Here is a 22,688-nt window from a genome sequence, read left to right on the forward strand (position 1 = left end):
TCTGGGAGAATCCGGGCCTGTGACCACACATGCCCCTATTCCCACAGCAGCACAATCATCGCGGCCAGCGCCCGCCCGTGGCGCGATAGACCGCTTCTTCCACATCACCGAGCGAGGCTCCACGGTGGCACGTGAGGTGCGCGGCGGTTTCGTCACGTTCTTCACGATGGCCTACATCCTCGTCCTCAACCCGCTGGTGCTGTCCACCCCGCACGAGGGGATCGCGCCACTGGGCACTACCGAGCAGATCGCCGCCGGCACCGCCTTCATCGCGGGCATCATCACCATCCTCATGGGCCTGGTGGCGAACTACCCCATGGCACTGGCCGCCGGACTGGGCATCAACGCCATGATCGCCTACACCCTGGTCGGGATGAACGGCATGACCTACGCCGACGCCATGGGCCTGGTGGTGATCGAGGGCATCATCATTCTGGTGCTCGTGCTCACCGGATTCCGGGAGGCCGTGTTCAAGGCCGTCCCGCCGGACATCAAGACCGCCATCTCGGTGGGCATCGGGTTGTTCATCGCGCTGATCGGCCTGGTGGACGCCAAGGTAGTGCGTGCCGGCGGTACGCCGCTGGAACTCGGCCTGGGCGGCTCCCTGCAGGGCTGGCCCGTCCTGGTGTTCCTGTTCGGCCTGTTCCTGATCCTCGTGCTGCACGTGCGCAAGGTGCGCGGCTCCATCCTCATCGGCATCGTCGCCTCCACCATCCTGGCGGCCCTGATCGAGGCCTTCGCCCACCTAGGCGCCTTCGACGCGGCGACCAACCCCACAGGCTGGTCGCTGTCCATCCCCGCCCTGGAGGGGACGCCCGTTGAGCTGCCCAGCCTGGCGACGCTGGGCCACTTCAGCCTGCTGGGCAGCGTGGAGAAGGTCGGCGTCGTCTCCGTCGTGCTGCTGGTCTTCTCGCTCATGCTCGCCGACTTCTTCGACACCATGGGCACGATGGTCGCCATCGGTGCCGAGGGTGACCTGCTGGATGAGAACGGCAACCCGCCGCGCACCCGTGAGATCCTCGTCGTCGACTCCCTGGGTGCGATCGCCGGCGGTGCCGGGGGCGTGTCCTCCAACACCTCCTACATCGAGTCCGCCGCGGGCGTCGGCGAGGGCGCCCGCACCGGCCTGGCCTCCATCGTCACCGGCGTGCTGTTCCTGGCCAGCATGTTCATCGCCCCGGTCGTCTCCATGGTGCCCTACGAGGCGGCCACCCCGGCGCTGGTCGTGGTCGGCTTCCTGATGATGACGCAGGTGACGGACATCGACTGGAAGACCCCGGAGATCGCCCTGCCGGCCTTCATCACCATCATCATGATGCCGTTCTCCTACTCCATCACCAACGGCATCGGCGCGGGCTTCGTCTCCTACCTGGTCGTTCAGCTGGCCCGCGGCAGGGTCAAGCAGATCCACCCGCTGATGTGGGTGGCCTCGGTGCTGTTCGTCATCTACTTCACGCTCGAGCCCATTAAGGCGATCCTCGGCGTGGGCTGACGCCGGTTCGCCTCACAACCAGCCACCCGGAGGGGCGGCGACGCGGCCACGGCTGCGTCGCCGCCCCTCCGCGTCATGTGTCCTGTACAGGCGTACAATTAACCGTTTCCAAAAAACTGCGCCTCCCGACGAATGCGCCGGACGTCTGGTCCCGAGATTGGAGTCGACTCCCCACCGTGAGCAGCACCTTCGAGTCACTGAAGTTTCACAACTATCGGATCTGGTTCTTCGCCGCGCTCGTGGCCAACACCGGCACCTGGATGCAGCGCGTGGCCCAGGATTGGCTGGTGCTGCGGATCCTGACCGATGACTCCGCCTCCGCCACGGGCATCACGACGGCGCTCCAGTTCCTGCCCGCCATGCTGTTCAGCGCCCACGCCGGGCTGATCGCGGACCGCGTCGACCAGCGCAAGTTCCTGATCGTCACTCAATGCGCGATGGGTGTGGTCTCACTGGCGCTTGCCGTGGACGTGCTCGCGGGCCACGCGGCGCTGTGGCACGTGTACCTCGCCGCCTTCGCCACGGGACTGGCCTCCGCGTACGACGCCCCGGCGCGGCAGATCTTCGTGGCCCGCATGGTGCCAGCAGAGAACCTGGCCAACGCCGTCGGGCTGAACTCGGCCTCATTCAACGCCGCGCGACTCCTGGGCCCCGCGGCCAGTGGCCTGGTGATCGCCTGGATCGGCCCCGGCTGGGTGTTCCTGGTCAACGCCCTGACCTTCCTGTTCCCGGCGCTCGCCCTGGCCACCATGCGCCTGACCGAGCTGTACGACGTCCCGCGCGCGAAGCGCGCCAAGGGACAGCTGCGTGCGGGCCTGGCCTACATTCGCCATCGCACCGACATCATCGTCATCATCGCGGTGATCTCGGTGGTCTCAATGTTCACCCTCAACTTCCAGGTGACGATGGCGGCCATGGTGCGCTCCACCTTCGACATGGAGTCCGACGCCTACGGCACCGTCTCATCCGTCTTCGCCGTCGGTTCTCTCGCCGGCGCCCTGTGGGCGGCGCGCCGCAAGTCGCCGCGCGTGCGCACCCTGGTGGTGGCCTCCTTCTTCCTGGGAGTGTTCACGATCCTGATGGCGCTCACGCCCAACTACCAGCTCTTCGCGGTTTCGACGATCCCGGTGGGGCTGTGCGTGCTCACGGTGCTCACCAGCGCGAACCAGACGGTCCAGCTCAATACGGAGCCGGCCATGCGGGGACGCGTGATGAGCATCTACATGATGTTCTTCCTCGGCACCACACCGGTCGGCGCCCCGATCATGGGGTGGGTGTCGGACCAGTGGGGGCCGCGCGTCTCAATCCTGGCCGGCGGCATCGCCGCGGTTGCCGCAGCCGTCGTCGCCGGCATCTGGGCGCGGCGTCACTGGCACATCGACTTCGCCTACTCCTCCACCCGCCCGTTCCTGGCCACGATCGGCCCGCGCGAGCGAGCCGGCCTGGGTGAGGCGGAGGGGGCCGCGGGCACGGACGCCGACGCACCCGGCGCAGGCCAGGACCGCGACCCTGGCACCGGCTCCCACTGACGTCGGCGACCGGGGCTGGTGGCCTCGGACACGGACGCCGATATCCTGTACGCGCACGTGCGTACGCGTCGGCCGTCGGCCGCGGGCGACCGTGCCGCATTGGGTAGCGGCCACCGGAGGAGACACCAGATGAGTGGGCTAATCGACACTACCGAGATGTACCTCAAGTCCGTGTACGAACTTGAGGAAGATGGCGTGCTCCCACTGCGAGCACGGATCGTGGAGCGGCTGGGGCACTCCGGGCCGACGGTCTCCCAGACGGTTGCGCGCATGGAGCGAAGCGGGCTCATCTGGGTTGCCGACGACCGCTCCTTGCAGCTCACGGATGAGGGGCGGCGCCGGGCCACTGAGGTTATTCGCAAACACCGCCTTGCTGAAAGGCTGCTGCTGGACGTGATCGGAGTCGACCGCAGACTCGTTCACGAAGAGGCCTGCCGCTGGGAGCACGTGATGAGTGAACAGGTCGAGGACCGTCTGGCGGTGATTCTCGACGACGTCTCGGCCGATCCCTTCGGCAATCCGATTCCGGAGCGGGCATCGGCGCTCCCGGCCCCCGCGGCCGACGAGATCAGCGCCGAGCGGCTGGTCCGCGACGGCCGCTCGGAGGCCGTCATCTCACGCGTGGGCGAGCCCATTCAGGCCGAGGCCGACCTGATCGTCCGCTTCGAGGACGCCGGTATACGCGCGGGCGTGCCGGTCCGGCTGACCTCGACGGTCGGCGGCATCCGGGTCACCCGCCGGGACGACGACGCCGCCTCACTCCTGCTGCAGGGCTCCCTCACCCGGCACCTCTTCCTCAAGCGCTGACTGACGCCCCCGGCTCGGTGACGTCGTCGGCGCAACGCTCGACGGCGCCACCCATTCCTGTGCGCCTAAGGCCGATCGCCTGGGCGGTCCTGGCGTGGGAGATTCCACAGTGCATGAGGTAGGGGAGAAGTCCCCAGTGTCGCTAGATTGGGGGGCGCGGCCAGCACTCTGGTCGCAGAGCGACGCGCAGAGCCTAAGCCTGCCGGTGCGGGTCGCCTCCCCACAGACTGTTCTTCGGCAGGCCCGGGGGAACCACTTCTCCGGCCGTAACGTCCCACAGGGCGCGGCCTCGGGGTGAAGCCCGCGTGACGCGGGCCGGGCGTCTCCCGCCCGAACCCGACAGCTAACCTCGGAGGCTCCGCAGGAGAATCCATTGACTACAAATGTCAAGGCCCGTCACCGCAAGGCCGCCCGTCCGCTGACCCCGCTGTCGGAGGCGGCGCCCATCGCCCGCCGCGGACTCGCCGTCGCCGCCTCGTCCGGGCTCGCACTGACGATGATCGCCTCCGGTGCCAACGCGGCAGGTGAGGATGCCGAGGCCGGCGCTTCCGCCGGCGCGCTTGCTGACGCCGGCGTGGCGGCACTGGCCAATGACGCGCGCGAGGTGGTTACCACCAACGCGGCAATCGCGGCCGGCGCCACCTCGGAGTGGAGCTCGGACGTCGTCGAGGCCGCCGCCGTTACGGCCACCGCACCGGTGGTCGAGGAGGTCGCTGAGGAGGACGACGCCGATTCCGCCGCTGACGCGAACGCGGCCACCGAGGCGGATGAGAGCGCCGCGGAGGTCGTATCCGCCGGCGCCTCCTCCGGGCAGGGCATGGTCGCGCTGGCCATGCAGTACGTCGGAACCCCCTATGTGTGGGGCGCCTCCGGTCCCTCCGCCTTCGACTGCTCCGGGCTGGTGTCGTACGTCTACGGCCAGTACGGCATCAGCATCCCCCACCAGTCCGGTCAGATCCGGGCAATCGGCACGCCGATCTCCGCGGCCGAGGCACAGCCCGGTGACATCCTGTGGTGGTCGGGGCACGTGGCCCTCTACGCAGGTGATGGGATGATGGTGGACGCCTCGCCGTCAACGGGCGTGTCCTACCACGCCGTCTACTCCGGGGCGACCTACCTGCGCGTCGGCTGACCGCCGTCGGCCCGCTCGCGCCCCGCCCCCGGTCCTGGGAGCGGGGCGCTGTGCATGTCCGGCAAGGCGCTGACCTGGGGTTCTGTCCACCGCAGTCCCGTGTGCCACTTGTCACGGCGGTGTGTGTGATCTCCCCGTGACGGCTCCGGGGAACTTCGGGTAACGTGTTCACCGTTGCGGAGCTCAATGGCCGCGACGCTGAGAGCGAGGCTCAATCCTGCCGCTCGGTCTCGGTTGTCATATCCCACATACATGGCAGGAACGGGGGAACCAAACGCGGTCCCGGCGCAGCCGGGGCCTTGGGGTGAAGCCCGCGCGATGCGGGCCGGGCGTCTCCAGTCCGAACCCGACAGCTCACCTCGTAGGCATCTCAGAGGAGAACCACTACATGACAACACGCACCTCGGCTCGGCATCGTAAGGCTGCTCGTCCGCTGACTCCGATGACTTCTGTGGCCCCGGTTGCCCGTCGTGGCTTCGCGGTTGCTGCATCCTCCGGTCTCGCGCTCGGCATGATCGCCTCCGGCGCTTCGGCCGCTAACACGAATGAGGCGGCGCAGTCCGCCGGCTCCCTCGAGACTCAGGGCGTGGGTGTGCTCGCCGCCGAGGCGCGCACCGTCGTCTCCACGAATGAGGCAGTGCAGGTCGCACAGTCCGTCACCGTCCCCAGCGACGTTGAGACCGTGGACGCCCCGACCGCCGAGGCCCCCGTGGTAGAGGTCGAGGAGGAGACGGAGGCAGAGGCGGAGGTCACCGCGGAGGCGGAGGCCGTCGTCGAGACCGCCAATGCGGACAGCACCACGGATGCCGAGCAGTCCGTCGCCCCGGTGAGCACCGCGGCCGCGAACCCCTCCGGCTCCTCGGTCGTGTCCATCGCGATGCAGTACACGGGCATGGCCTACATCTGGGGCTCCAACTCCCCGGCCAACGGCGGCTTCGACTGCTCCGGGCTGGTCCAGTACGTCTACTCCCAGGTCGGCATCTCGCTGCCCCGCACCTCCTACGCCCAGGGCGCCTCCGGCACGATCGTGTCCGCTGCGGAGGCGCAGCCCGGCGACATCGTCTACTACGGCGGCCACGTCGGCATCTACGCCGGCGGCGGCATGATGATTGACGCGGGGACCCCCGCCACGGGCGTCTCCTACCGGGCCGTTTACGGCTCGCCGCAGTACGTGCGCGTCGGCTGAGTACACGACATCCCGCTCCACCGCGTGGGGGCGACCGGTCAGCAGGCCGGCAGCCCCCACGTGCTATTTTGAAAACGTGTTTTGGAACACGCCCGCACACGGGGCAGAATGAGTGTGGTCGAGTACTCGACGCTCGCAGAAAGGGGCACACCCATGGCCGAAGACAAGGTCGTCCTCGTCGGAGTTGACGGCTCACCCGAATCCCTGGAGGCGGTCGACTGGGCGGTCGACCGCGCCGCCTGCAACGGCTGGCGCGTTCACATCTTGTGCGCCTACTCCCTGCCCTCCTTCACTACAGCCTCGCTTGACGGCGGCTATGCCGCCCTGGACGACTCGGCGGTTCGCGCAGGTGCCGAGGCGGTTGTCAACGAGGCCGTTGCCCGCGCGCAGGGGCGCGGTGTGACGGTGACCAGTTCCCTGGAGACCGGTGACCCCGCCGGCGTGCTGGTGGACCTGTCGGCCGATGCCGCGCTCGCCGTCGTCGGCACCCGTGGCGGTGGCGGCTTCGCCGACCGTCTGCTCGGCACGGTCTCCTCGGCGCTGCCGGCGCACAGCCGCTGCCCCGCAGTCGTGGTTCCGCGCCACACGGAGGGCTCCGCCTTCACGCCGGTGCGCCGCATCGTGGTCGGCGTGGACGGCTCCGACTCCGCCCGCAAGGCGCTGAAGTGGGCGGTGCGTGAGGCCGAGGCCTGGGGCGCCGAGCTGACCGCCATTGCCGCCGTACCCATGGCGTCGGGCGCCGGCGCCCTCGCCTGGCTGCCGGCGGCGGTGGACCGCGAACAGGTCCTCACCGATGTCCGCTCCGGACTGGACCGGGCCATCGCCGAGGCCACCGAGGGTCACCCCGACGTGGTGGTGCGCCGTCACGCCCTCGACGGCAACGCCGCCGAGCTGATGTCCGAGTTCTCCACCGCCGTCGACCTGGTGGTGGTGGGATCCCGGGGCCGGGGCGGCTTCTCCGGGCTGCTGCTCGGATCCGTCAGCCAGGGGGTGCTGTCGCACGCGTCCTGCCCCGTCATGGTCGTGCCCGCACGCACCCGGGACGACGACATCCGCGTGGGCCGCACTCAGACCACTCCCTGGTCCCGCGCCTGACCGGTATCGGGGCGGCGGGCGGCGGCACTCGGCCGCCGCCCGGCGCCGTAGCCGGGCACGGTGCACGATCGGGTAGTATCGCAGCCGTCCTCAGCCGGCCCTCGTAGCTCAGGGGATAGAGCACCGCTCTCCTAAAGCGGGTGTCGCGCGTTCGAATCGCGCCGGGGGCACTGTAACCGTTGCACGGTCCAGGCGCAGATGCCCGACTTCTCGGTGCGTCGGCGCCGTCCCGGGCGGAGGGACGGATATCGTGAGGCGATATGACGCCTTCACTGTTCTCTTTGGGCCGCGGCCGGCGCGACGCCGGCCCTCAGCCGCGTGACCCCGAGGGTGCAGATCTGCCCGCCGAGCCCGCTCCCGCTCAGTCCGCGGAGGCGGACCCCGTTCCCTCGATGGATGCCGAGCGGCGGGACCGTATCGAGGCCGCGCTCGACTGCTGGCGTCAGGAGCTCGCCGACCTGGGCGGCACCTCCAGTCTTGACGCGTTCTCCGATCGCGACGGCATCGTCGACCTCACTGCGGCGCATCCCTCGGGGCTGGCTCAGTTGTACGCGGGTCGGCCCACGCACCTGGGAAGCCTGGTGAGGGAGCGGGTCGCCCTGGGCATCGCCAGGCAGTCCCTGCGCGAGTTGGCGGGGCGCACCGACCAGCTGTCCCGGAGCTTCGGCGTCGCCCCGGTCTACCTGGCCATCGGCGTGGCCGGCTGGACGGAGCCGGTCACCGACCCGAAGGATGCCGAGGTGCCCGCAGGGGAGGGCTCGGCCGCTCCCGGCGGCGCCGTCGCGGAGACCGCGCCGACGGCCGTGCGTACCGTCAGCGCCCCCGTGCTGCTGCGACCGGTACGCCTGTCCAGCGCCGGTGCGGACGCCTCCCTCACCCTCGACCGCTCGATCGAGGTCAACCCCGTCCTGACTCGGGCGTTGCGTAGGCACGGCTGCGCCGCTGATGTGAACGTAGTCGCGCGGACCACCCTGGCCGACGAGGGCTTCACCCCGCGCGATGCCCTCAGCACCATCGGCTCCCTCGGGCGCGAGTACCTGCCCGGATTCGAGATCCACGAGCGACTGGTGGTCGGCGCCTTCGTGCACCCCGGCCAGGCCCTGGTGGAGGACTTCGACGCCACCATTGAGCGGGCACGCGCCTCCGCCCTCGTGGCGGCCCTGGCCGGCGACGGCGAGGCCCGTGCCGCCCTCGACGTCCCCCTGCCCCAACCCGATCGGACCGATAGGGCGCCCGAGCGTGAGCGCGGTGTGGGAGACCTGGACCCCGCTCAGCTGGACGCCGTTGAAGCGGTCGGCTCAGGTGCCTCCCTGCTCCTGGACGCCCCTCCGGGATCCGATGTCGCCGCCACGCTCGCGGCGATCATGGCGGATGCCGCCGCCCTGGGACGCACTGTCCTGCACGTCCCGGCGACCAGCGCCGACGGGCATGCGGTTGCGGACGCCCTGCGCGAGCTCGGGCTGGGCTCCATCGTGCTGGACCTGACCGAGGACCCGGCGTGGCGTCGCCACGCCGCCGAGGACATCAAGGCGTCCATGGGGGTGACCGTCCCCGATCTGGACGTCACCGCCGTCGTCGGCATGCGCAGCCGACTGACCTCCGTACGTGAGAAGCTCTCCCGCTACGTGACCGCACTGCACCGGCAGCGCGCCCCCTGGGACGTCTCCGCCTACAACGCCCTCCAGCGGCTCGCCGAGCTCACCTCCGGCAGGGTGCGCGCCCGCACCAGTGCGCGCGTGGCCCCCGGACGCCTGGAGCACCTGGATGCCGCCGGCCGTGAGCGCGGCGCGGAGCTGCTTCGCAGGGCACACGCGCTGGGACTGTTCACGAGCGCGCTGGCGGACTCCGCCTGGAACGGGATGGCGGTTGCCGACGTCGACGAGGCGACCGATGCACTGGCGCGCCTGACCCGGCTGGCCGATGAGCTTCTGCCCGCGGTCCGGGAGCAGGCGGGTGCGGCGGCCGATTCCACCGGCATCACCCGGGCGGACACGCTCGCCCAGTGGTGCGAGCAGCTGGAGATGCTCGATGGCGTGCGCGATTCCTTGGACGTCTTCCTCCCGGAGGTATTTGAGCGCTCCGCCGCAGACATGGTCATCGCGACCGCCTCCAAGCAGTGGCGGCAGGACCACAGTGTGGAGATGGGGCGTTCCACCCGGCGCCGCTTCATCAAGCAGGCCAAGGATCTCGTGCGTCCCGGTCGGGAGGTCGCCGACCTGCACGGGGAGCTGGTCAAGGTGCAGCAGCGCCGTGACGTGTGGCGCCGCTACGACCCCGATGGCGGCTGGCCACGACTGCCGCAGGGACTGGACGAGATGCAGCGCGTGGCCGCGCGCGCGCGCGATGCCGTCACCGCGCTGCAACCCGTCATTGGTGCGGGTGCCTCGCTGATGGAGCTGCCGCTGACCGAGCTGGAGGAGCGCTCCCGCGTCCTGGCGGCCGACGATGTCACGGTCCACAAGCTCCCGGAGATCAACCGGGTGGCCACCGCCCTGGATGACTTGGGGCTCACCCCGCTGCTGGATGACCTGGCGGCCCGGAACGTCGAGCCCGAGCAGATCGAGGATGAGCTCACCTACTGCTGGTGGTCCTCGCTGCTGGCGCAGATCATGCGGGAGGACCCCGACCTGGGCGGGCTCGACGCGGGTGCCCTGAGCGACCTGGCGGTATCGCTGCGCGAGCTTGACGCCGCGCAGTCCGACTCGCTGTCCGGCCCGGTGGCGCAGGCCTGTGCCCGGCGCGTCCGGGCGGCCGTGGACGCCGACAAGGATGCCGCCCGCAGCCTGTACCGGGCGCTGTCCCTTCAGGAGGGGACGTCGCTGCGCGATGTCATCGCCGCCCATCCCATCGCCATGGTCGCCAAACCGGTGTGGATCATTCCGCCCACCCTGGTGCCGCAGGTGTTCCCCGCCGACGCCGTCGTCGACCTGGCGATCCTGGACGCCTCGACGAATGTCCCGGTATCGCGGGTCATCCCCGCATTCGTGCGTGCCGAGCAGGTACTCGTCGTCGGGGACCCGCGGCGCTCGTCGTCCGGGCTGGCGGCCGAACTCGGTCCGCTGCTGCCGCAGGTGACGCTGCCCACGGGCCGCAACACGTTGGACGCGGAGATCGCCGCGTTCCTCGCCGCGAACGGCTACGGCGACGTCGTGGAGGCGGTCCCGGCCCCGCCCGGGCGCTCCCGCCTGTCACTGGAGCTGGTCGATGGGCGCGGCATGCCCGCCCCGGGCCGCACGGCCGTGGAGTCGGTTCCCGCCGAGGTCGGGCGGGTGGTGGACCTGATCATCGACCACGCCCTGACGCGTCCCGAGCAGTCACTCGGCGTCATCGCCTTGAACCCGCGCCACGCAGAGGAGATCCGGCGCGCGACGGCGGCCGCCGTCTCCGGTTCCCCCGCCTTGGCGGACTTCTTTGAGATGGGTGTGTCCGAGCCCTTCGTCGTCGTCGACCTGGGGGAGGCCCGTTCGCTGCGCCGCGACCAGATCATCGTCTCCGTCGGCTATGCCAAGACCCCGCACGGGCGCACGATTCACAGCTTCGGCGAGGTGAGCGACGTCGGTGGCATGGTCAGCCTGGTTGAGGCGCTGTGCGCCTCCCGGGGTGCGACTCAGATCGTGTCGTGCTTGGGGCCGGATGACATCGACGCCGGGCGGCTGCACGCCCCCGGGGCGCGCCTGCTGCGTGAGGTCCTGGTCCACGCCGCTGACTCCGGGCGGCAGTATCCCCAGCAGGAGGAGACCGCGCCGGAGCGCCTGCTCGTGGAGCTCGCGGAGCACCTGTGGCGCAGGGGCCTGGTGGTTGTGCCCCGCTACGGGATCGAGGGCGGTGCCCGCATCCCGTTGGCGATCGGCCACCCCGACCTGCCGGGGGAGCTGCTCGTCGCCGTGCTCACCGACGATGTCGACTATGTCGCGCAGCCGAGTCTGCGGCGGCGCGACCGGCACTGGGTCGAGCGCCTGCAGCGGCGCGGTTGGCGGGTACACATGGCCTACTCCGTGGGCGTGTTCGTCGACGTCGAGGCTGAGGCCAAGAAGATCGAGGCGCAGGTGCTGGCGGCGGTCTCCGCCCGTACCGAGCCCGTTCCCGCTCCCGTGCCCCTGCCCGAGCCCCCGGAGGGGGACGAGTCCGCGGGGGAGACGGCGTCCGCCGTGCCGGGGGAGGACCCTGCCCCGGCCCCTCGCGCCGACCTGGAAGAGGCGCCCGCGCGAGCCGAGCGTCCGCCGATCGCGCGTGGCCTACCCCTGCAGGCCTACTCCGATGACCAGCTCGATGAACTGGTCGCCTGGATCCGCTCCGACGGCGTGGAGCGCAGCGAGGCCGATGAGGTCGAGGAACTCCGCCGTGCGCTGGTGCTGAGCCGACGGGGCGCGGGGATCGACGCGGTGCTGGCGAACGCGGTTCGGCGGACGCGATGAGTGAGCCCGCACCGTCCCGCCGGAGACGTCGTGCCGTGGCGCTGTCGCCGCAGGACGCCGCTCGCGTCGCCCGCGGGGAGGCCCCGCAGGCGCAGGCGGAGGCGGAGCGCCGCCGGAGCTTGGATGCGCTGAGCGATGCCCGTTCCCGTGATGGCGGTGTGCTCGGACGCGAGTCCACTGACCACGTCAATGACGCCCGCCTGCTGCGCGAGGTCCCGCCGCACTGGGGGTGATGGCGCGAATGACGGGTTCACCGGTGCACACCGCCACCGCTGAAGTCGCGACGCATCGGCGCGAACGTGCTGCTTTGGACCGCCAAGGCCGGTTTGGACTGCCTGGCAGGCGCTCTCAAACGATCCAGACTGAGAGGACGCGGTCCAGACTGCCGAGGCAGTCAACGGCCGCCTGGAACACCTGCCCGCCAGCGCCCTAGGGTTCCGAAAGCTGGCCACGTACACCGCCACCTACACCACATGCGGCGCCTCCGGTTTGTGGGTTGGTGCCCGCGGGCCGGTCGGGACTCCTGGCTCGGGCGGGTGCTGTTGGGCCTGAGTTCCTGGGCCAGGTCAGGGAGCGTGAGCGGTTGTCTCCTACCTCTTTCGCGTCTGGCGCTGCGATTCCGCACACGATTGAGATGACTGCTGCGCGTACTGCGATTGCGGTGTGCCTGGCTGATCGGCCGATCGACTGGGACGGCATGCCGGTCAGGCTCGTCGCCATGCTGTGCCTGTCGGCGGACAGCCGTGACTCCTTCGGGGATGTGTTCGACGCCGTGATCAGGGCGTTAGTGGATCCGGCCAAGGTAACCCGTCTCGCTGCGGTCGACTCCTACGACGCCTTCGTCGCCGCCATGCTGGATGTGCTGTAGCGCCGCTCACGCTACGGGGCGCGGTGGCTGTCGCCCAGGTGTCACTGGTTGCACCACTTTACCTGCCCGCACGCGAGCCGCCTTGGGCAAATCGTTGAAACTATGCGGTTGTGTCGGCCAAGTTCCCGGCGTGTCCCGGCGAAAGTGGTGCAATCTGTGACAGCTGGGGCCACCATCGGATGCTCACGGGCTCTGCGCGTTTGCGGGTGTGGTGGTGCGGGCCCGCGGGTGGGGTCGTGCCCGGGCGTGCTGTTCGGTGTGCACCGGGCCGGCTAGGTGGACGTGCTCGGCGCGGACGGGTCCGACTTGGTGGTCGTGCTCGGGACGAGGTGGTCGTGCTCGGGCGTCCGGGCGGGGGTCGGCGTGGGTGCCTGCGCGGACGTTCTGGGACCGACGAGGACTTGTGGCCGGCGGGGGGGTGTCCTCGGGGCGGCGCCGCGGGCGTAGAGCGAGCTGGGGTCAGGGCGCAGTCGTCGGGTACGCCCCTTCGGCCTCTACTAAGCTCCTTCGGCGTCTGCTACGCCAGTTTGGCCTTAGCTGAAGGGCCCAGAACCCTTCAGCAGACACCGAACCGGGGTAGTAAACACTGACCCGGCGTACTAGACCCCGAACCGGCGTAGCAGACGACTTCAGCGCAAGGCACGCCGGTGAACTGGCTCCCGGCTCCACCCACTCCCACAAACACGAAGAGCCCGAATGGCGGGAGAAGGAAGTCGGACGCGTCCTGCGCAGCGCGCCAATGACCGTGAGCTCGATCCTCGCCTCAGCGCGCGCCGCTACGGACGACCCGCACGCCACCGGGAAAAAGCATGCGTTCACGCCGCCCCGTGGCCCAAAGCACCACGTTCTCTCCGATGACCCGGGCGTGCAGCGTCCTGGTAGTAGAACAGTGGCGCCCGCCGGCAAAGGCGGACGCCACTTGTTGGAGGCGCGGTCGCGGCTGCCGCGAGGCGGCCGCGAGCACGGCTCAGGACTGCTGCTGCTTGATCAGGTCGCGGATCTCGGTCAGGACCTCGACGTCGGTGGGCTCGGCGGCCTCCTCTTCTTCCTTCTTCAGGCGCGCGGTGAGCTTGTTCATCGGGGCGACGACGCAGAAGTAGACGGCCGCGGCGACGAGCAGGAAGTTGACGACGGCGGTGATGATCGTGCCCGGCTGGATCGGGTCGGAGCCGTTGATGGAGAACTGCAGCACGGAGTTGAAGTTCGGCTGCTTCACCACGGCGCCGATGATGCCCATGATGACGTCGGTGATGGCCTGGACAATCGGGGCGAAGGCGCCGCCGATGATGACGGCGACGGCCAGCTCCAGGACGTTGCCCTGGGCGATGAAATCCTTGAATCCCTTGAGCATGTGGTGCCTTTCGGTGTGGGGCGAGGGCGCACGTATGCCGCTCGCGAAGGTCTGGGCGAGGTCGAGCCGGCGTTCCGGGGTAATGGTCCGCGGCGGCTGACCGGGCGCGGACCGGGATCACGGGCTCAGCACGATGCCGAGTGCACCATTAGTGGCCGCGCCGACAATTAGACTAGCGTCCACGGCGGGAACGGCAAGGGTGACGAGTGTGACCTTCGTCTGTGTGGTCCACTGGTTTTCCCCTCCCTCTACCTGGGACAGCACGACCCGCGCGCCGGAGCAGATGACGGCAGAGGTGTTGCCCGGTTCCTCTCTGCCGGCCGCAGCGGCGCTCCGTTCCGCGACTATGTCGACTCGTGCTCCCGGTTCGGCCAACTGGGCGCCGACGTCGATCGGCACTTGCACGAGCCGCTCCGATGGCGTCAGCGCGACAGCCAGGGATGCGCTCGTCATCGAGGTTGTCAGCACCGTCCCCTCCTCGAGAGCGATCGCGGCGCGCGTGCCCACGACCTCCGGTCCCGCCAGTCCGGCCTCCGGCAGGGCGGACTGCGCCACCGCACGGACCTCGATATCCGCATCGGTCAGCACGGCGCCGGCGCTGACCGGTCGGGCGGCCACGATCACTTCCTGCTGACCCTCCGGCGCGGGCCGCAGCACCCCCAGCACGGCCATGACCGCCGCTCCCAGGCAGACGGCGACCACCAGGTGCCGCTGCCGCCACAGCAGCAGGGAGGGACGCGGCGGACGCCGTCGGCCCGGTCGGCGGGGGCGTTCATGTTCGGGTTCGGTGCGGCGGTGACGGCGTGTGAGCTGAGGCATGGGGACAGACTGGCACCCGGAGCCAGCACGCGCAGCGGCCCTGTGGATGGGGGCGCTGATGGGTGTCGCCGAGTGGACCTGTGGAGGACGGCGGGGCTGAGCGGGGCGCCCGCGCCCGCACTCGGCTCTGGCCGCGGCGCTCAGCCGCGGCTGTGCGTACTGCCGTTTCCGCCGGCGAAGGCGGATCCCTCCAGGAGGAACCACTCGTCGGGGGTGATGACGGCGTCGACCGGCGCGTCGTGCGCCTGAGTCGGCAGCGGCCCCGCCACCAGCTCGTCGTCGTGCACCACCGCGAAGACGGGTGCGCCCCGCCTCCGCAGGGGCAGTACCCGGTCGTACCAGCCGCCGCCCTGGCCTAGGCGGCGTCCCGAACGGTCGACCGCCAGCGCGGGAATGATCACGGCCTCGGCGTCGGCGATCGCCGTGGCGGGCAGTACCTCGCCGCTCGGCTCCGGGGGCCGTCCCGGGGAGCGCTCGGCCAGGTCGGCGAGTCCCCGGAAGTACCCCCAGGAGCGGGACAGATGCGGGCCGAGCACGGGCAGCAGCACGCCGGTGCCCGACTCCTCCAGCTGCTCCAGCAGCAACCGCGTGCAGGGCTCGTGCCCAACCGACACGTAGGCGGCAACCGTATTCATGTCCGCGATGGCCTGGAGGATATGGGCGGTCAGCCGTCGGCACGTGGCGTTGTGACCGTGCTCGGGATGACGGTGGTGGGCGGCTCGATGCTGACGCAGCACCTGGCGCAGCTGCTCCTTTGCGTCGCCCGCCGCCAGGGAACTGGTGTCTGGCAGGACACGTGCCTGAGTGCTCATGACCGCATTGTCTCAGGCGGAGCGCCGGGCGCGGGGCTGTGAGCATGGGGTGTTGTCCCCCGACGGCGGGCCGCGCCTTGTGCCGGTTTGTCCCCGGGCCTGCGGGCGCGGCCGGGTAGCCTGGTGCGGTAGCCCCGGGAGCACTGCCCGGGCGGGAGGAGGACAAGAGCCCATGCGCACCGTTGCCGAGCACCTGGCGGCCTGCCTGGAGATCGCCCGGGCCGCGGCCCCGCTGGACGTGGTCCTCCTGGACGCGGTCGGCTGTGTCCTGGCTGAGGACGTCGTCGCCGACATTGACCTTCCCGCCGTCGACCTGGCGGGGCTGGACGGTTATGCGGTCGCCGCCACCGATGTTGCCGACGCCGCCCCGGACGAACCCGTCACCCTGGAGGTGATGGACGCCGTCCGTGCCGGTGACATGCGTCCCACGCGCCTGGTCCCGGGTGCGGCCGTTCTCATCGACTCCGGCGCGCCCCTGCCGCTGGGCGCCGACGCGGTCGTGTCTTGGACCGACACCGACCGCGGCGAGTCGCGGGTGCAGGTGCGAGCGGCGGCCGCTGCCGGGGACAATGTGCGACGCCGTGCCGAGGATGTTCAGGCAGGCACCACGGTGCTGCCGCAGGGCTCGCGCATCTCTGCCCGTCAGATCGCGCTGTTGGCGGGGATCGGTCGGCACCGGGTCAAGGTGCACCCGGCGCCCCGCGTGGTGATTGTGTCCATCGGTGACGAGCTCGTCGAACCCGACCACGCCCGGGAGGCGGGGGACGTGTTCGACGCCAACGGCCACGCACTGGCGTGCGCAGTGACCGATGCCGGAGGCCAGGCCTTCAGGGTGGCCGCGGTGCCGGACGACCTGGGTGCGTTGGCGGAGGCCATTGAGGATCAGCTCGTGCGCGCCGATGTGCTCATCACCACCGGTGGGCTGAGTGTCGGCCAGGGGGACACCGTCAAGGACGTGCTGGCGCCCCTGGGCACGGTGCGTTTCGACGCCGTGGCCATGGCCCCGGGCAGGCAGCTGGGCGTGGGTACGGTTGAGGGCACTCCGATCTTCTGTCTTCCCGGTGATCCGGTGAGCGCACAGGTCGCCTTTGAGACCTTCATCCGCCCGGTGCTGCGGCAGATTGCCGGCTGGCAGGACCTGCACCGTGCATCCGTGCCCGCGACCGTGTCGGCCGGCTGGCACTCCCCGGCTCGTAAGCGGCAGTTCGTGCCCGTGCACCTGAGCGGCTCGCCGTCGCGCGGGTACACGGCACAGCCGACGGCGCAGCCCGGAACCACCCGGCTGCTTGCCCTCGCGCGCGCCAATGCGATCGCCGTCGTCCCGGAGGATACCCAGACGGTTGTCTCCGGTGACACGCTGCACTGCCTGCTGCTTGATGCCTGAGCGCCGGACTGCAACGGTGGTTGACCGACTCGCCGACGTGTTCACGCCCCGGCCGCGCAGACGCTGTTTTCCGTGGCCCGTGACGTTGACCGAGTCTGCGGTCAGCGCCCGAGGCCTGGCGCGTGGCGTGCGTACCGTGGTGCTGCGTCCCATTCGGGCCGGTGATGAGTCGGCCTGGCAGCGGCTGCGCCTCGCCGACGACGCCCGCCTGACTCCTTGGGAGGCAACGCTCCCGCCCGGTAGCCCCGACACGCTCGGATCCTTCAGGGAGTATGTGCGCTCACAGAGCCGGTTGGCGCGCCGCGGCGAGGCGATGCCCTTCGTGCTGGAGGTTGACGGGGCGCTCGCGGGCCAGGTGCCGGTCTCATCCGTTCGCTGGGGCGCGCTTGAGTGCGGCACGGTCGGATACTGGATCGGTGCCTCGTGGGAGGGGCGCGGGTTGATGACGCTGGCGGTGGCGATGGTGCTGGATCACTTGTTCGGCGAGCAGGTGGGGTTGCACCGGGTGGAGATAGATGTCAGGCCGGAGAACACTCGTAGCCTCGCGGTCTGCCGACGGCTCGGCCTGCGCCGGGAGGGGCTGCGGCGAGGTCTGATGCACATCAATGGTGCCTGGGCGGACCACATCGCCTTCGCCGCTGTTGCGGAGGACGCGGTGGTCCAAGGAGGATTCGTGAGTCGCCTGGGGCGAATGTGAAAGCTGAGGTCTGCGGGGGAGCCTGCGGCGCGTACCGCATGGAATAACCGTTGCGGAAATGCGGGCGCAATACCCGCCAACACGCCGAGTTGGTGTGCGAATTACGGTGTCCCGTGAGCTTACGGTTGAGCCGTGGGAATCGAAACGTGGGCGCTGCTCGCACTCGTCGCGGTTCTCGCCGTGTACCTACTGCCGTTCCTGGTCAGGCGCCGTGAGGCGATGGGCATGGCCAACGCGGAGGACCGCTACTCGGCGGGGCTTCGGCTCCTGGCCACCGGGGATGCGGCTGCTCCGGAGGGCGGCTGCGGCGGTGGGCACGCCATGATTTTCCGACGCCGACCGGAGGTGAGGGCGATGAACAGGCCCGAAGTCAGGAATGTGCGTGCGCTGCGCAAGGAACGCGAGCTCGTTCGCGTTCGCGCTGCGCATGAGCGCAACCGGGAACGGCGTCGTGTGGCCGCATCCCACCGCGCAACCGTCGCACTGGTGCTTGCGGGTGTGACCCTCGGCACGCTGGTGATCGCCGGGGTTACCGTCATGCCGTGGTGGCCCGTGGTTATCCCAGCCGCGCTGCTGTGCCTGTCGGCGACGGCCGGCCACCGTGCGGCGCGGGCCTCAGCGGCGACCGATCTGCGTGAGCGTCGTCGCATCGCGGCGCTCGAGCGCGAGCTGACGGCACTGACCGGCGGCTCCGGTGGGCGTCGTCTGGTTGAGAACGCCTCCGCGCCGGCTGCGGGGGCAGCACAGGTGAAGGCCGAGGAGCCCACGGACGTAAGCCGGGGCGGACACACGCAGTTCACGCACGAAGGCGGGGCTGAGGCGGATGCCGCTGCCGCCGTCGTGACCCCCGTGGCGGCAGAGCCGACGGAGGCGGCGGAGCGCGGCGATCTTGTCGAGGCCGGGGACGACGGCGAGGTTGGCGCGCCCGCGAGCGCAGCGGCGGCAGTTGTGGAATCCGCCGTCGTCGAGTCCGCCGCTGGCGAGGTGGACCGCAGTGAGGAGTCGAGCACGGATGCGGGAGCCGCGCCGGTCGGGTCCGGCGGGGGCACTTCCGAGGCGGACGTGGCGATGACCGCGGTGGAGGCTGTAACCGGGGCTGAGGTCCGGGGGCGGGCAGCGGCCGATGCGGCGCGTACTGTCAAGCCTGGCGTCAAGGCGGATGTAAAGGCTCCCGCGACCCCGCCCCAGGGCTGGCATCCGGTGAGCGTGCCGGCTCCCACCTATACCCTGGCCGCCCGCGCGCCGCGCCGCAGCTACGAGCCGCCCGCGGAGCAGGCATTCGACTCCGCACCGGTTCCGGAGCGGCCCCGCAACCTGCGCACCTATCCGACCGCGGACCTCGGCGTAGAGGCGGATGAGCCCGTGTTCCACCCGATCGACCTGGAGGCCGTGCTCGAACGGCGCCGAGCCGGCGCTTGAGCGCGGCGCGGCGGTGCACTCGCGCCGGGGCGGAGACGGTCGGCGGCGCCCGGGAGGGCATGTCGTAGCGGTGGTCGGATGCACGGCGAACTGCTGCCCGGGTACCCGACCGCTTCGACAATGTGCGCGGTGGCATGAGTCACTGCTGCACGACTTGCGGGCCGCCATGGCTGGGGTGCTACGATCAGCTTCGCCCAGGGGCTATGGCGCAGTTGGTAGCGCGTCTCGTTCGCAATGAGAAGGTCGGGGGTTCGAATCCCCCTAGCTCCACCACGTGCTCGAGTCGCCCCACCCGTATTACGGGCGGGGCGTTCTTCGTACTCATATGTGCTTACGGCTGCCTGGCGCCGGGCGATACTCAGGAATCGTCGGAGATGGACCGGGGCCGGGAATCGCGGCGCAAACGAAGGAGCCAGTAGATGTCGATGAGGGCTATGGCCGTGTTCATGCCGACCGCCGGCCAGACTCCGAGGATCGCGTTGTAGGCCGTGGCGATGAGTGATCCGGCGAGGTTGAGCCCACGGAAAGCGCGCTGACTGGCGACCACCAGGGAGATGACAACGAGGCCGGAACCGGCCCAACCGACGATCTCGAGGATTGTGCGAGTGTCCATGTTTGCTCCTGGACCTGCCCGGCGGGTCAATGCAACTCAAGGCAGGGCACTGCCGTCGCACTGGTCGAGTCTGAACGCCTCGCTGCCGGTGTGCTAGAGAATAACTGGCCGCTGTGCCACGGACAAGGCGAGCGGTCGCGCTTGCTCACCGGATCACATGCGGGCGCCTTTGGGACTGCTGTGCGAGCACCCAGTCAGCAAGAGCCGGGCCTTCGGATTGCGAGTGTCCTCCCCGCGTGGCTCCTTGCGGCGGGCCTCGCCGAGCTCACAACCTCCACCGGCAGCAGTCCTCCCCACGCGCCTCCTTGCGGCGGAGAACCTGGGGAATCCGCACAATTGCATGAGTGCGCCGCGTCCCGGCGCCGCGGGCAGATGGGGTTGGGCCAAGGGGGTTTCAAAGGGACCTGCCCGCTGGGCGTGGCTGCCGACGAGTGCGGGCCTGCCCGCAGGGGGCGCGGGAACCGCGGAGAGATACGGGAGCGCATGCGGGGCTCACTCGGGTCGGCACGTATCGGGGGAAGTGAGTTGGTGCCAGGTGATAGACACGCCGTCGACCTGTGTCAGGGCATCGAACACGGCATCGGCGCCTGATTGGATGCCGTCCGCCACGTCCTCGCCTCCGGAGACGATGTCGACCGCGGCGGCGCCGCAATCGGTGTCGACCGGGAACACCGCCCATCCTGCGCGCCCGCGTACACCCCGGGAGTCGGCCGGGAGTGAGGCGATGAACCGGTCCAGCGTGCTATGTGCAACGTCCGGCGAAACGTGGGACACAACCGCCCGTAGAGCTGCCCTTGCGGTTGGGTCGTGCCGTTGCCACAGCCAGTCATAGTCGACGACGTAGCGCCGACGGCGGGCCTTGCGCAGTCGGGCAGCCATGGGCACAGGCTACTCCGGCACGCCGGACTGTGGCCCGCCGACCCCAAACGGGGAACGCGGGAAGAGCCGTAAACGCGGCGCAGCCGTGAGTGCCGGAGGTCACGGCAATGCCATTTGACGCCTCCGGTGGCGCTGTGCCTAAAGTACTCCCCGCCGCCGCAAGCGCCTGCGGGTGCGAGCAGCGGAACGGAGTTGATTCCAGGACTCAGATGTAACACGTCTGGGCACGGAGCGCCGAAGAGACCAGGGTCACTGATCCTGAGCTTGACGGGCCTCGGATCTCCTGGCTAATCTACTCCGGTGCCTTGAGAGAGGGGCCCGCCCGGAAGGGCTGGCGGCGATCTTATGGGTGTGTTGTTTGGGATCTCGATAGTGTGTCGTGTTTGTTTGTTTGGTTGGTGTTTTTTTGTTGGTTTCTTTGTTTGGTTTTTGTTTTGTTTGGAGAGTTTGATCCTGGCTCAGGACGAACGCTGGCGGCGTGCTTAACACATGCAAGTCGAACGGGCTGGCCTGCTTTTTTGGTGGGTTGGTTAGTGGCGAACGGGTGAGTAACACGTGAGTGACCTGCCCTCTTCTCCTGGATAACTGCTTGAAAGGGCGGCTAATACGGGGTGGTCTGGCCTGCCTGCATGGGTGGGTTGGTATAGGTTCAGCTTTTTGTTGTTCCGGTGGGGGATGGGCTCGCGGCCTATCAGCTTGTTGGTGGGGTGATGGCTTACCAAGGCTTTGACGGGTAGCCGGCCTGAGAGGGTGGACGGCCACACTGGGACTGAGATACGGCCCAGACTCCTGCGGGAGGCAGCAGTGGGGAATATTGCACAATGGGCGGAAGCCTGATGCAGCGACGTCGCGTGAGGGATGGAGGCCTTCGGGTTGTGAACCTCTTTTTCCGGTGGTGAAGGCCTGCCTCGTTTGTGGGTGGGTTGACGGTAGCCGGGTTAGGAAGCGCCGGCTAACTACGTGCCAGCAGCCGCGGTAATACGTAGGGCGCGAGCGTTGTCCGGAATTACTGGGCGTAAAGGGCTTGTAGGCGGCTGGTCGCGTCTGCCGTGAAATTCCCTGGCTTAACTGGGGGCTTGCGGTGGGTACGGGCTGGCTTGAGCGCGGTAGGGGAGACTGGAACTCCTGGTGTAGCGGTGGAATGCGCAGATATCAGGAGGAACACCGGTGGCGAAGGCGGGTCTCTGGGCCGTTGCTGACGCTGAGGAGCGAAAGCGTGGGGAGCGAACAGGATTAGATACCCTGGTAGTCCACGCCGTAAACGTTGGGCACTGGGTGTGGGGCCCTTTCCGGGGCTTCCGCGCCGTAGCTAACGCGTTAAGTGCCCCGCCTGGGGAGTACGGCCGCAAGGCTAAAACTCAAAGGAATTGACGGGGGCCCGCACAAGCGGCGGAGCATGCGGATTAATTCGATGCAACGCGAAGAACCTTACCAAGGCTTGACATGGGTCGGCTGCTGCCGGAGACGGTGGTTCCCGTGCTGCTTTTGTGGTGCGGGCCGGCCTGCAGGTGGTGCATGGTTGTCGTCAGCTCGTGTCGTGAGATGTTGGGTTAAGTCCCGCAACGAGCGCAACCCCTGTCCCGTGTTGCCAGCGCGTTGTGGCGGGGACTCGCGGGAGACTGCCGGGGTGAACTCGGAGGAGGGTGGGGATGACGTCAAATCATCATGCCCCTTATGTCTTGGGCTTCACGCATGCTACAATGGCCGGTACAGTGGGTTGCGATGCCGTGAGGCGGGGCGAATCCCTTAAAGCCGGTCTCAGTTCGGATCGGTGCCTGCAACTCGGCACCGTGAAGTTGGAGTCGCTAGTAATCGCGGATCAGCAACGCCGCGGTGAATACGTTCTCGGGCCTTGTACACACCGCCCGTCACGTCATGAAAGCCGGTGACGCCCGAAGCCCGTGGCCCTATGGGGAGCGGTCGAAGGCGGGGCTGGTGATTGGGACGAAGTCGTAACAAGGTAGCCGTACCGGAAGGTGCGGCTGGATCACCTCCTTTCTAGGGAGACTGTTTGGCGCTGGCCGGGCAGGCAGGCACTCCGTGTGGTTTTTCTCGGGCCTGTTGTGGGCCTGGCCGTGCGGGGCCCCGTGGTTCTCCTCCTGCTGTGTTGGTGGGTGGGGGTGGGGTGGCATGCTGTCGGGTTCCGGGGCTGCGCGCCCTGGGTGGGTCCTGCTGGCGCGGCTGGTTGCC

17 protein-coding genes, 2 tRNA genes, 1 rRNA gene and 2 riboswitches are annotated in these 22,688 nt (G+C 69.4%); of the genes, 15 read left to right on the forward strand and 5 right to left on the reverse strand.

Annotation, left to right across the window (positions count from 1 at the left end; translation table 11 throughout):
• Nucleotides 1–37: 37 nt before the first annotated feature.
• The 10 genes from E4J16_RS02645 to E4J16_RS02690 all read left to right on the forward strand — a co-directional run bounded on the left by E4J16_RS02645 (nt 38) and on the right by E4J16_RS02690 (nt 12,524).
• The gene (locus tag E4J16_RS02645; RefSeq protein WP_136194477.1) at nt 38–1,492 is read left to right on the forward strand and encodes an NCS2 family permease; all 1,455 of its coding nucleotides are present in this window, start codon (nt 38–40) and stop codon (nt 1,490–1,492) included.
• Nucleotides 1,493–1,668: 176 nt separating this feature from the next.
• Nucleotides 1,669–3,021: an MFS transporter gene (locus tag E4J16_RS02650; protein ID WP_136194470.1), complete on the forward strand. Its 1,353-nt coding sequence runs from the start codon at nt 1,669–1,671 to the stop codon at nt 3,019–3,021.
• 129 nt (nt 3,022–3,150) lie between these two features.
• Nucleotides 3,151–3,828, forward strand: a complete 678-nt coding sequence (locus tag E4J16_RS02655; RefSeq protein WP_136194471.1) for a metal-dependent transcriptional regulator — start codon at nt 3,151–3,153, stop codon at nt 3,826–3,828.
• A gap of 215 nt (nt 3,829–4,043) precedes the next feature.
• Nucleotides 4,044–4,200, forward strand: a riboswitch (cyclic di-AMP (ydaO/yuaA leader).
• Nucleotide 4,201: 1 nt separating this feature from the next.
• Nucleotides 4,202–4,960 carry a C40 family peptidase gene (locus E4J16_RS02660; RefSeq protein WP_136194472.1) on the forward strand — a complete coding sequence of 253 codons (759 nt, stop codon included), beginning with the start codon at nt 4,202–4,204 and terminating at the stop codon, nt 4,958–4,960.
• Nucleotides 4,961–5,185: 225 nt separating this feature from the next.
• Nucleotides 5,186–5,343: riboswitch (cyclic di-AMP (ydaO/yuaA leader) on the forward strand.
• A 59-nt stretch (nt 5,344–5,402) separates the two neighbouring features.
• Entirely contained in the window at nt 5,403–6,146 is a 744-nt protein-coding gene (locus E4J16_RS02665) for a C40 family peptidase (RefSeq protein WP_315970236.1), read from the forward strand.
• A gap of 153 nt (nt 6,147–6,299) precedes the next feature.
• Entirely contained in the window at nt 6,300–7,241 is a 942-nt protein-coding gene (locus E4J16_RS02670) for a universal stress protein (protein WP_136194474.1), read from the forward strand.
• Between the two features lie 97 nt (nt 7,242–7,338).
• Nucleotides 7,339–7,411, forward strand: a tRNA-Arg gene (locus E4J16_RS02675).
• A gap of 90 nt (nt 7,412–7,501) precedes the next feature.
• Nucleotides 7,502–11,656 (forward strand): DNA helicase, encoded by a 4,155-nt coding sequence (locus E4J16_RS02680; protein WP_136313189.1) that lies wholly within the window; start codon nt 7,502–7,504, stop codon nt 11,654–11,656.
• Nucleotides 11,653–11,889 (forward strand): transcriptional regulator, encoded by a 237-nt coding sequence (locus tag E4J16_RS02685; protein WP_240038238.1) that lies wholly within the window; start codon nt 11,653–11,655, stop codon nt 11,887–11,889. Before E4J16_RS02680 ends, E4J16_RS02685 begins: the two co-directional genes overlap by 4 nt.
• A gap of 266 nt (nt 11,890–12,155) precedes the next feature.
• The gene (locus tag E4J16_RS02690; RefSeq protein WP_168708213.1) at nt 12,156–12,524 is read left to right on the forward strand and encodes a PTS sugar transporter subunit IIA; all 369 of its coding nucleotides are present in this window, start codon (nt 12,156–12,158) and stop codon (nt 12,522–12,524) included.
• 967 nt (nt 12,525–13,491) lie between these two features.
• Here E4J16_RS02690 and mscL read toward each other — a convergent pair.
• From mscL to E4J16_RS02705, 3 genes are all read right to left on the reverse strand, one after another.
• Complete coding sequence (mscL, locus tag E4J16_RS02695) at nt 13,492–13,875, reverse strand: large conductance mechanosensitive channel protein MscL (protein WP_136194548.1); 384 nt, start codon at nt 13,873–13,875, stop codon at nt 13,492–13,494.
• Between the two features lie 117 nt (nt 13,876–13,992).
• Complete coding sequence (locus E4J16_RS02700; RefSeq protein WP_338028873.1) at nt 13,993–14,694, reverse strand: RcpC/CpaB family pilus assembly protein; 702 nt, start codon at nt 14,692–14,694, stop codon at nt 13,993–13,995.
• Between the two features lie 140 nt (nt 14,695–14,834).
• A complete protein-coding gene (locus tag E4J16_RS02705; protein ID WP_136194549.1) occupies nt 14,835–15,506 on the reverse strand; it encodes a 5-formyltetrahydrofolate cyclo-ligase in 672 nt (223 codons plus the stop codon).
• A gap of 172 nt (nt 15,507–15,678) precedes the next feature.
• Here E4J16_RS02705 and E4J16_RS02710 point away from each other — a divergent pair, with 172 nt between their 5' ends.
• The 4 genes from E4J16_RS02710 (at nt 15,679) to E4J16_RS02725 (ending at nt 19,279) form a co-directional block, all read left to right on the forward strand.
• A complete protein-coding gene (locus E4J16_RS02710) occupies nt 15,679–16,890 on the forward strand; it encodes a molybdopterin molybdotransferase MoeA (RefSeq protein ID WP_136313190.1) in 1,212 nt (403 codons plus the stop codon).
• A gap of 79 nt (nt 16,891–16,969) precedes the next feature.
• Complete coding sequence (locus E4J16_RS02715; protein ID WP_240038239.1) at nt 16,970–17,587, forward strand: GNAT family N-acetyltransferase; 618 nt, start codon at nt 16,970–16,972, stop codon at nt 17,585–17,587.
• 132 nt (nt 17,588–17,719) lie between these two features.
• Complete coding sequence (locus tag E4J16_RS02720) at nt 17,720–19,006, forward strand: hypothetical protein (protein ID WP_136313191.1); 1,287 nt, start codon at nt 17,720–17,722, stop codon at nt 19,004–19,006.
• 197 nt (nt 19,007–19,203) lie between these two features.
• Nucleotides 19,204–19,279: transfer RNA gene (locus E4J16_RS02725), tRNA-Ala, on the forward strand.
• A gap of 85 nt (nt 19,280–19,364) precedes the next feature.
• Here E4J16_RS02725 and E4J16_RS02730 read toward each other — a convergent pair.
• Together E4J16_RS02730 and E4J16_RS02735 are read right to left on the reverse strand one after the other, a co-directional pair.
• Complete coding sequence (locus tag E4J16_RS02730; protein ID WP_136194553.1) at nt 19,365–19,619, reverse strand: YgjV family protein; 255 nt, start codon at nt 19,617–19,619, stop codon at nt 19,365–19,367.
• A gap of 492 nt (nt 19,620–20,111) precedes the next feature.
• Complete coding sequence (locus tag E4J16_RS02735) at nt 20,112–20,498, reverse strand: hypothetical protein (RefSeq protein WP_136313192.1); 387 nt, start codon at nt 20,496–20,498, stop codon at nt 20,112–20,114.
• Nucleotides 20,499–20,933: 435 nt separating this feature from the next.
• Between E4J16_RS02735 and E4J16_RS02740 the strand changes: the two genes are divergently transcribed.
• Nucleotides 20,934–22,496, forward strand: a 16S ribosomal RNA gene (locus E4J16_RS02740).
• Nucleotides 22,497–22,688: the final 192 nt, after the last annotated feature.

The sequence above is a fragment of the Actinomyces procaprae genome (assembly GCF_004798665.1).
Lineage (GTDB): Bacteria > Actinomycetota > Actinomycetes > Actinomycetales > Actinomycetaceae > Actinomyces > Actinomyces procaprae.

Coding starts and splice junctions, on each gene's coding strand:
- E4J16_RS02655 (WP_136194471.1), top strand. CDS start 3,151: ATGAGTGGGCTAATCGACACTACCGAGATGTACCTCAAGTCCGTGTAC.
- E4J16_RS02665 (WP_315970236.1), top strand. CDS start 5,403: ATGACTTCTGTGGCCCCGGTTGCCCGTCGTGGCTTCGCGGTTGCTGCA.
- E4J16_RS02670 (WP_136194474.1), top strand. CDS start 6,300: ATGGCCGAAGACAAGGTCGTCCTCGTCGGAGTTGACGGCTCACCCGAA.
- E4J16_RS02680 (WP_136313189.1), top strand. CDS start 7,502: ATGACGCCTTCACTGTTCTCTTTGGGCCGCGGCCGGCGCGACGCCGGC.
- E4J16_RS02685 (WP_240038238.1), top strand. CDS start 11,653: ATGAGTGAGCCCGCACCGTCCCGCCGGAGACGTCGTGCCGTGGCGCTG.
- mscL (WP_136194548.1), bottom strand. CDS start 13,875: ATGCTCAAGGGATTCAAGGATTTCATCGCCCAGGGCAACGTCCTGGAG.
- E4J16_RS02700 (WP_338028873.1), bottom strand. CDS start 14,694: ATGCCTCAGCTCACACGCCGTCACCGCCGCACCGAACCCGAACATGAA.
- E4J16_RS02705 (WP_136194549.1), bottom strand. CDS start 15,506: ATGAGCACTCAGGCACGTGTCCTGCCAGACACCAGTTCCCTGGCGGCG.
- E4J16_RS02710 (WP_136313190.1), top strand. CDS start 15,679: ATGCGCACCGTTGCCGAGCACCTGGCGGCCTGCCTGGAGATCGCCCGG.
- E4J16_RS02730 (WP_136194553.1), bottom strand. CDS start 19,619: ATGGACACTCGCACAATCCTCGAGATCGTCGGTTGGGCCGGTTCCGGC.
- E4J16_RS02735 (WP_136313192.1), bottom strand. CDS start 20,498: ATGGCTGCCCGACTGCGCAAGGCCCGCCGTCGGCGCTACGTCGTCGAC.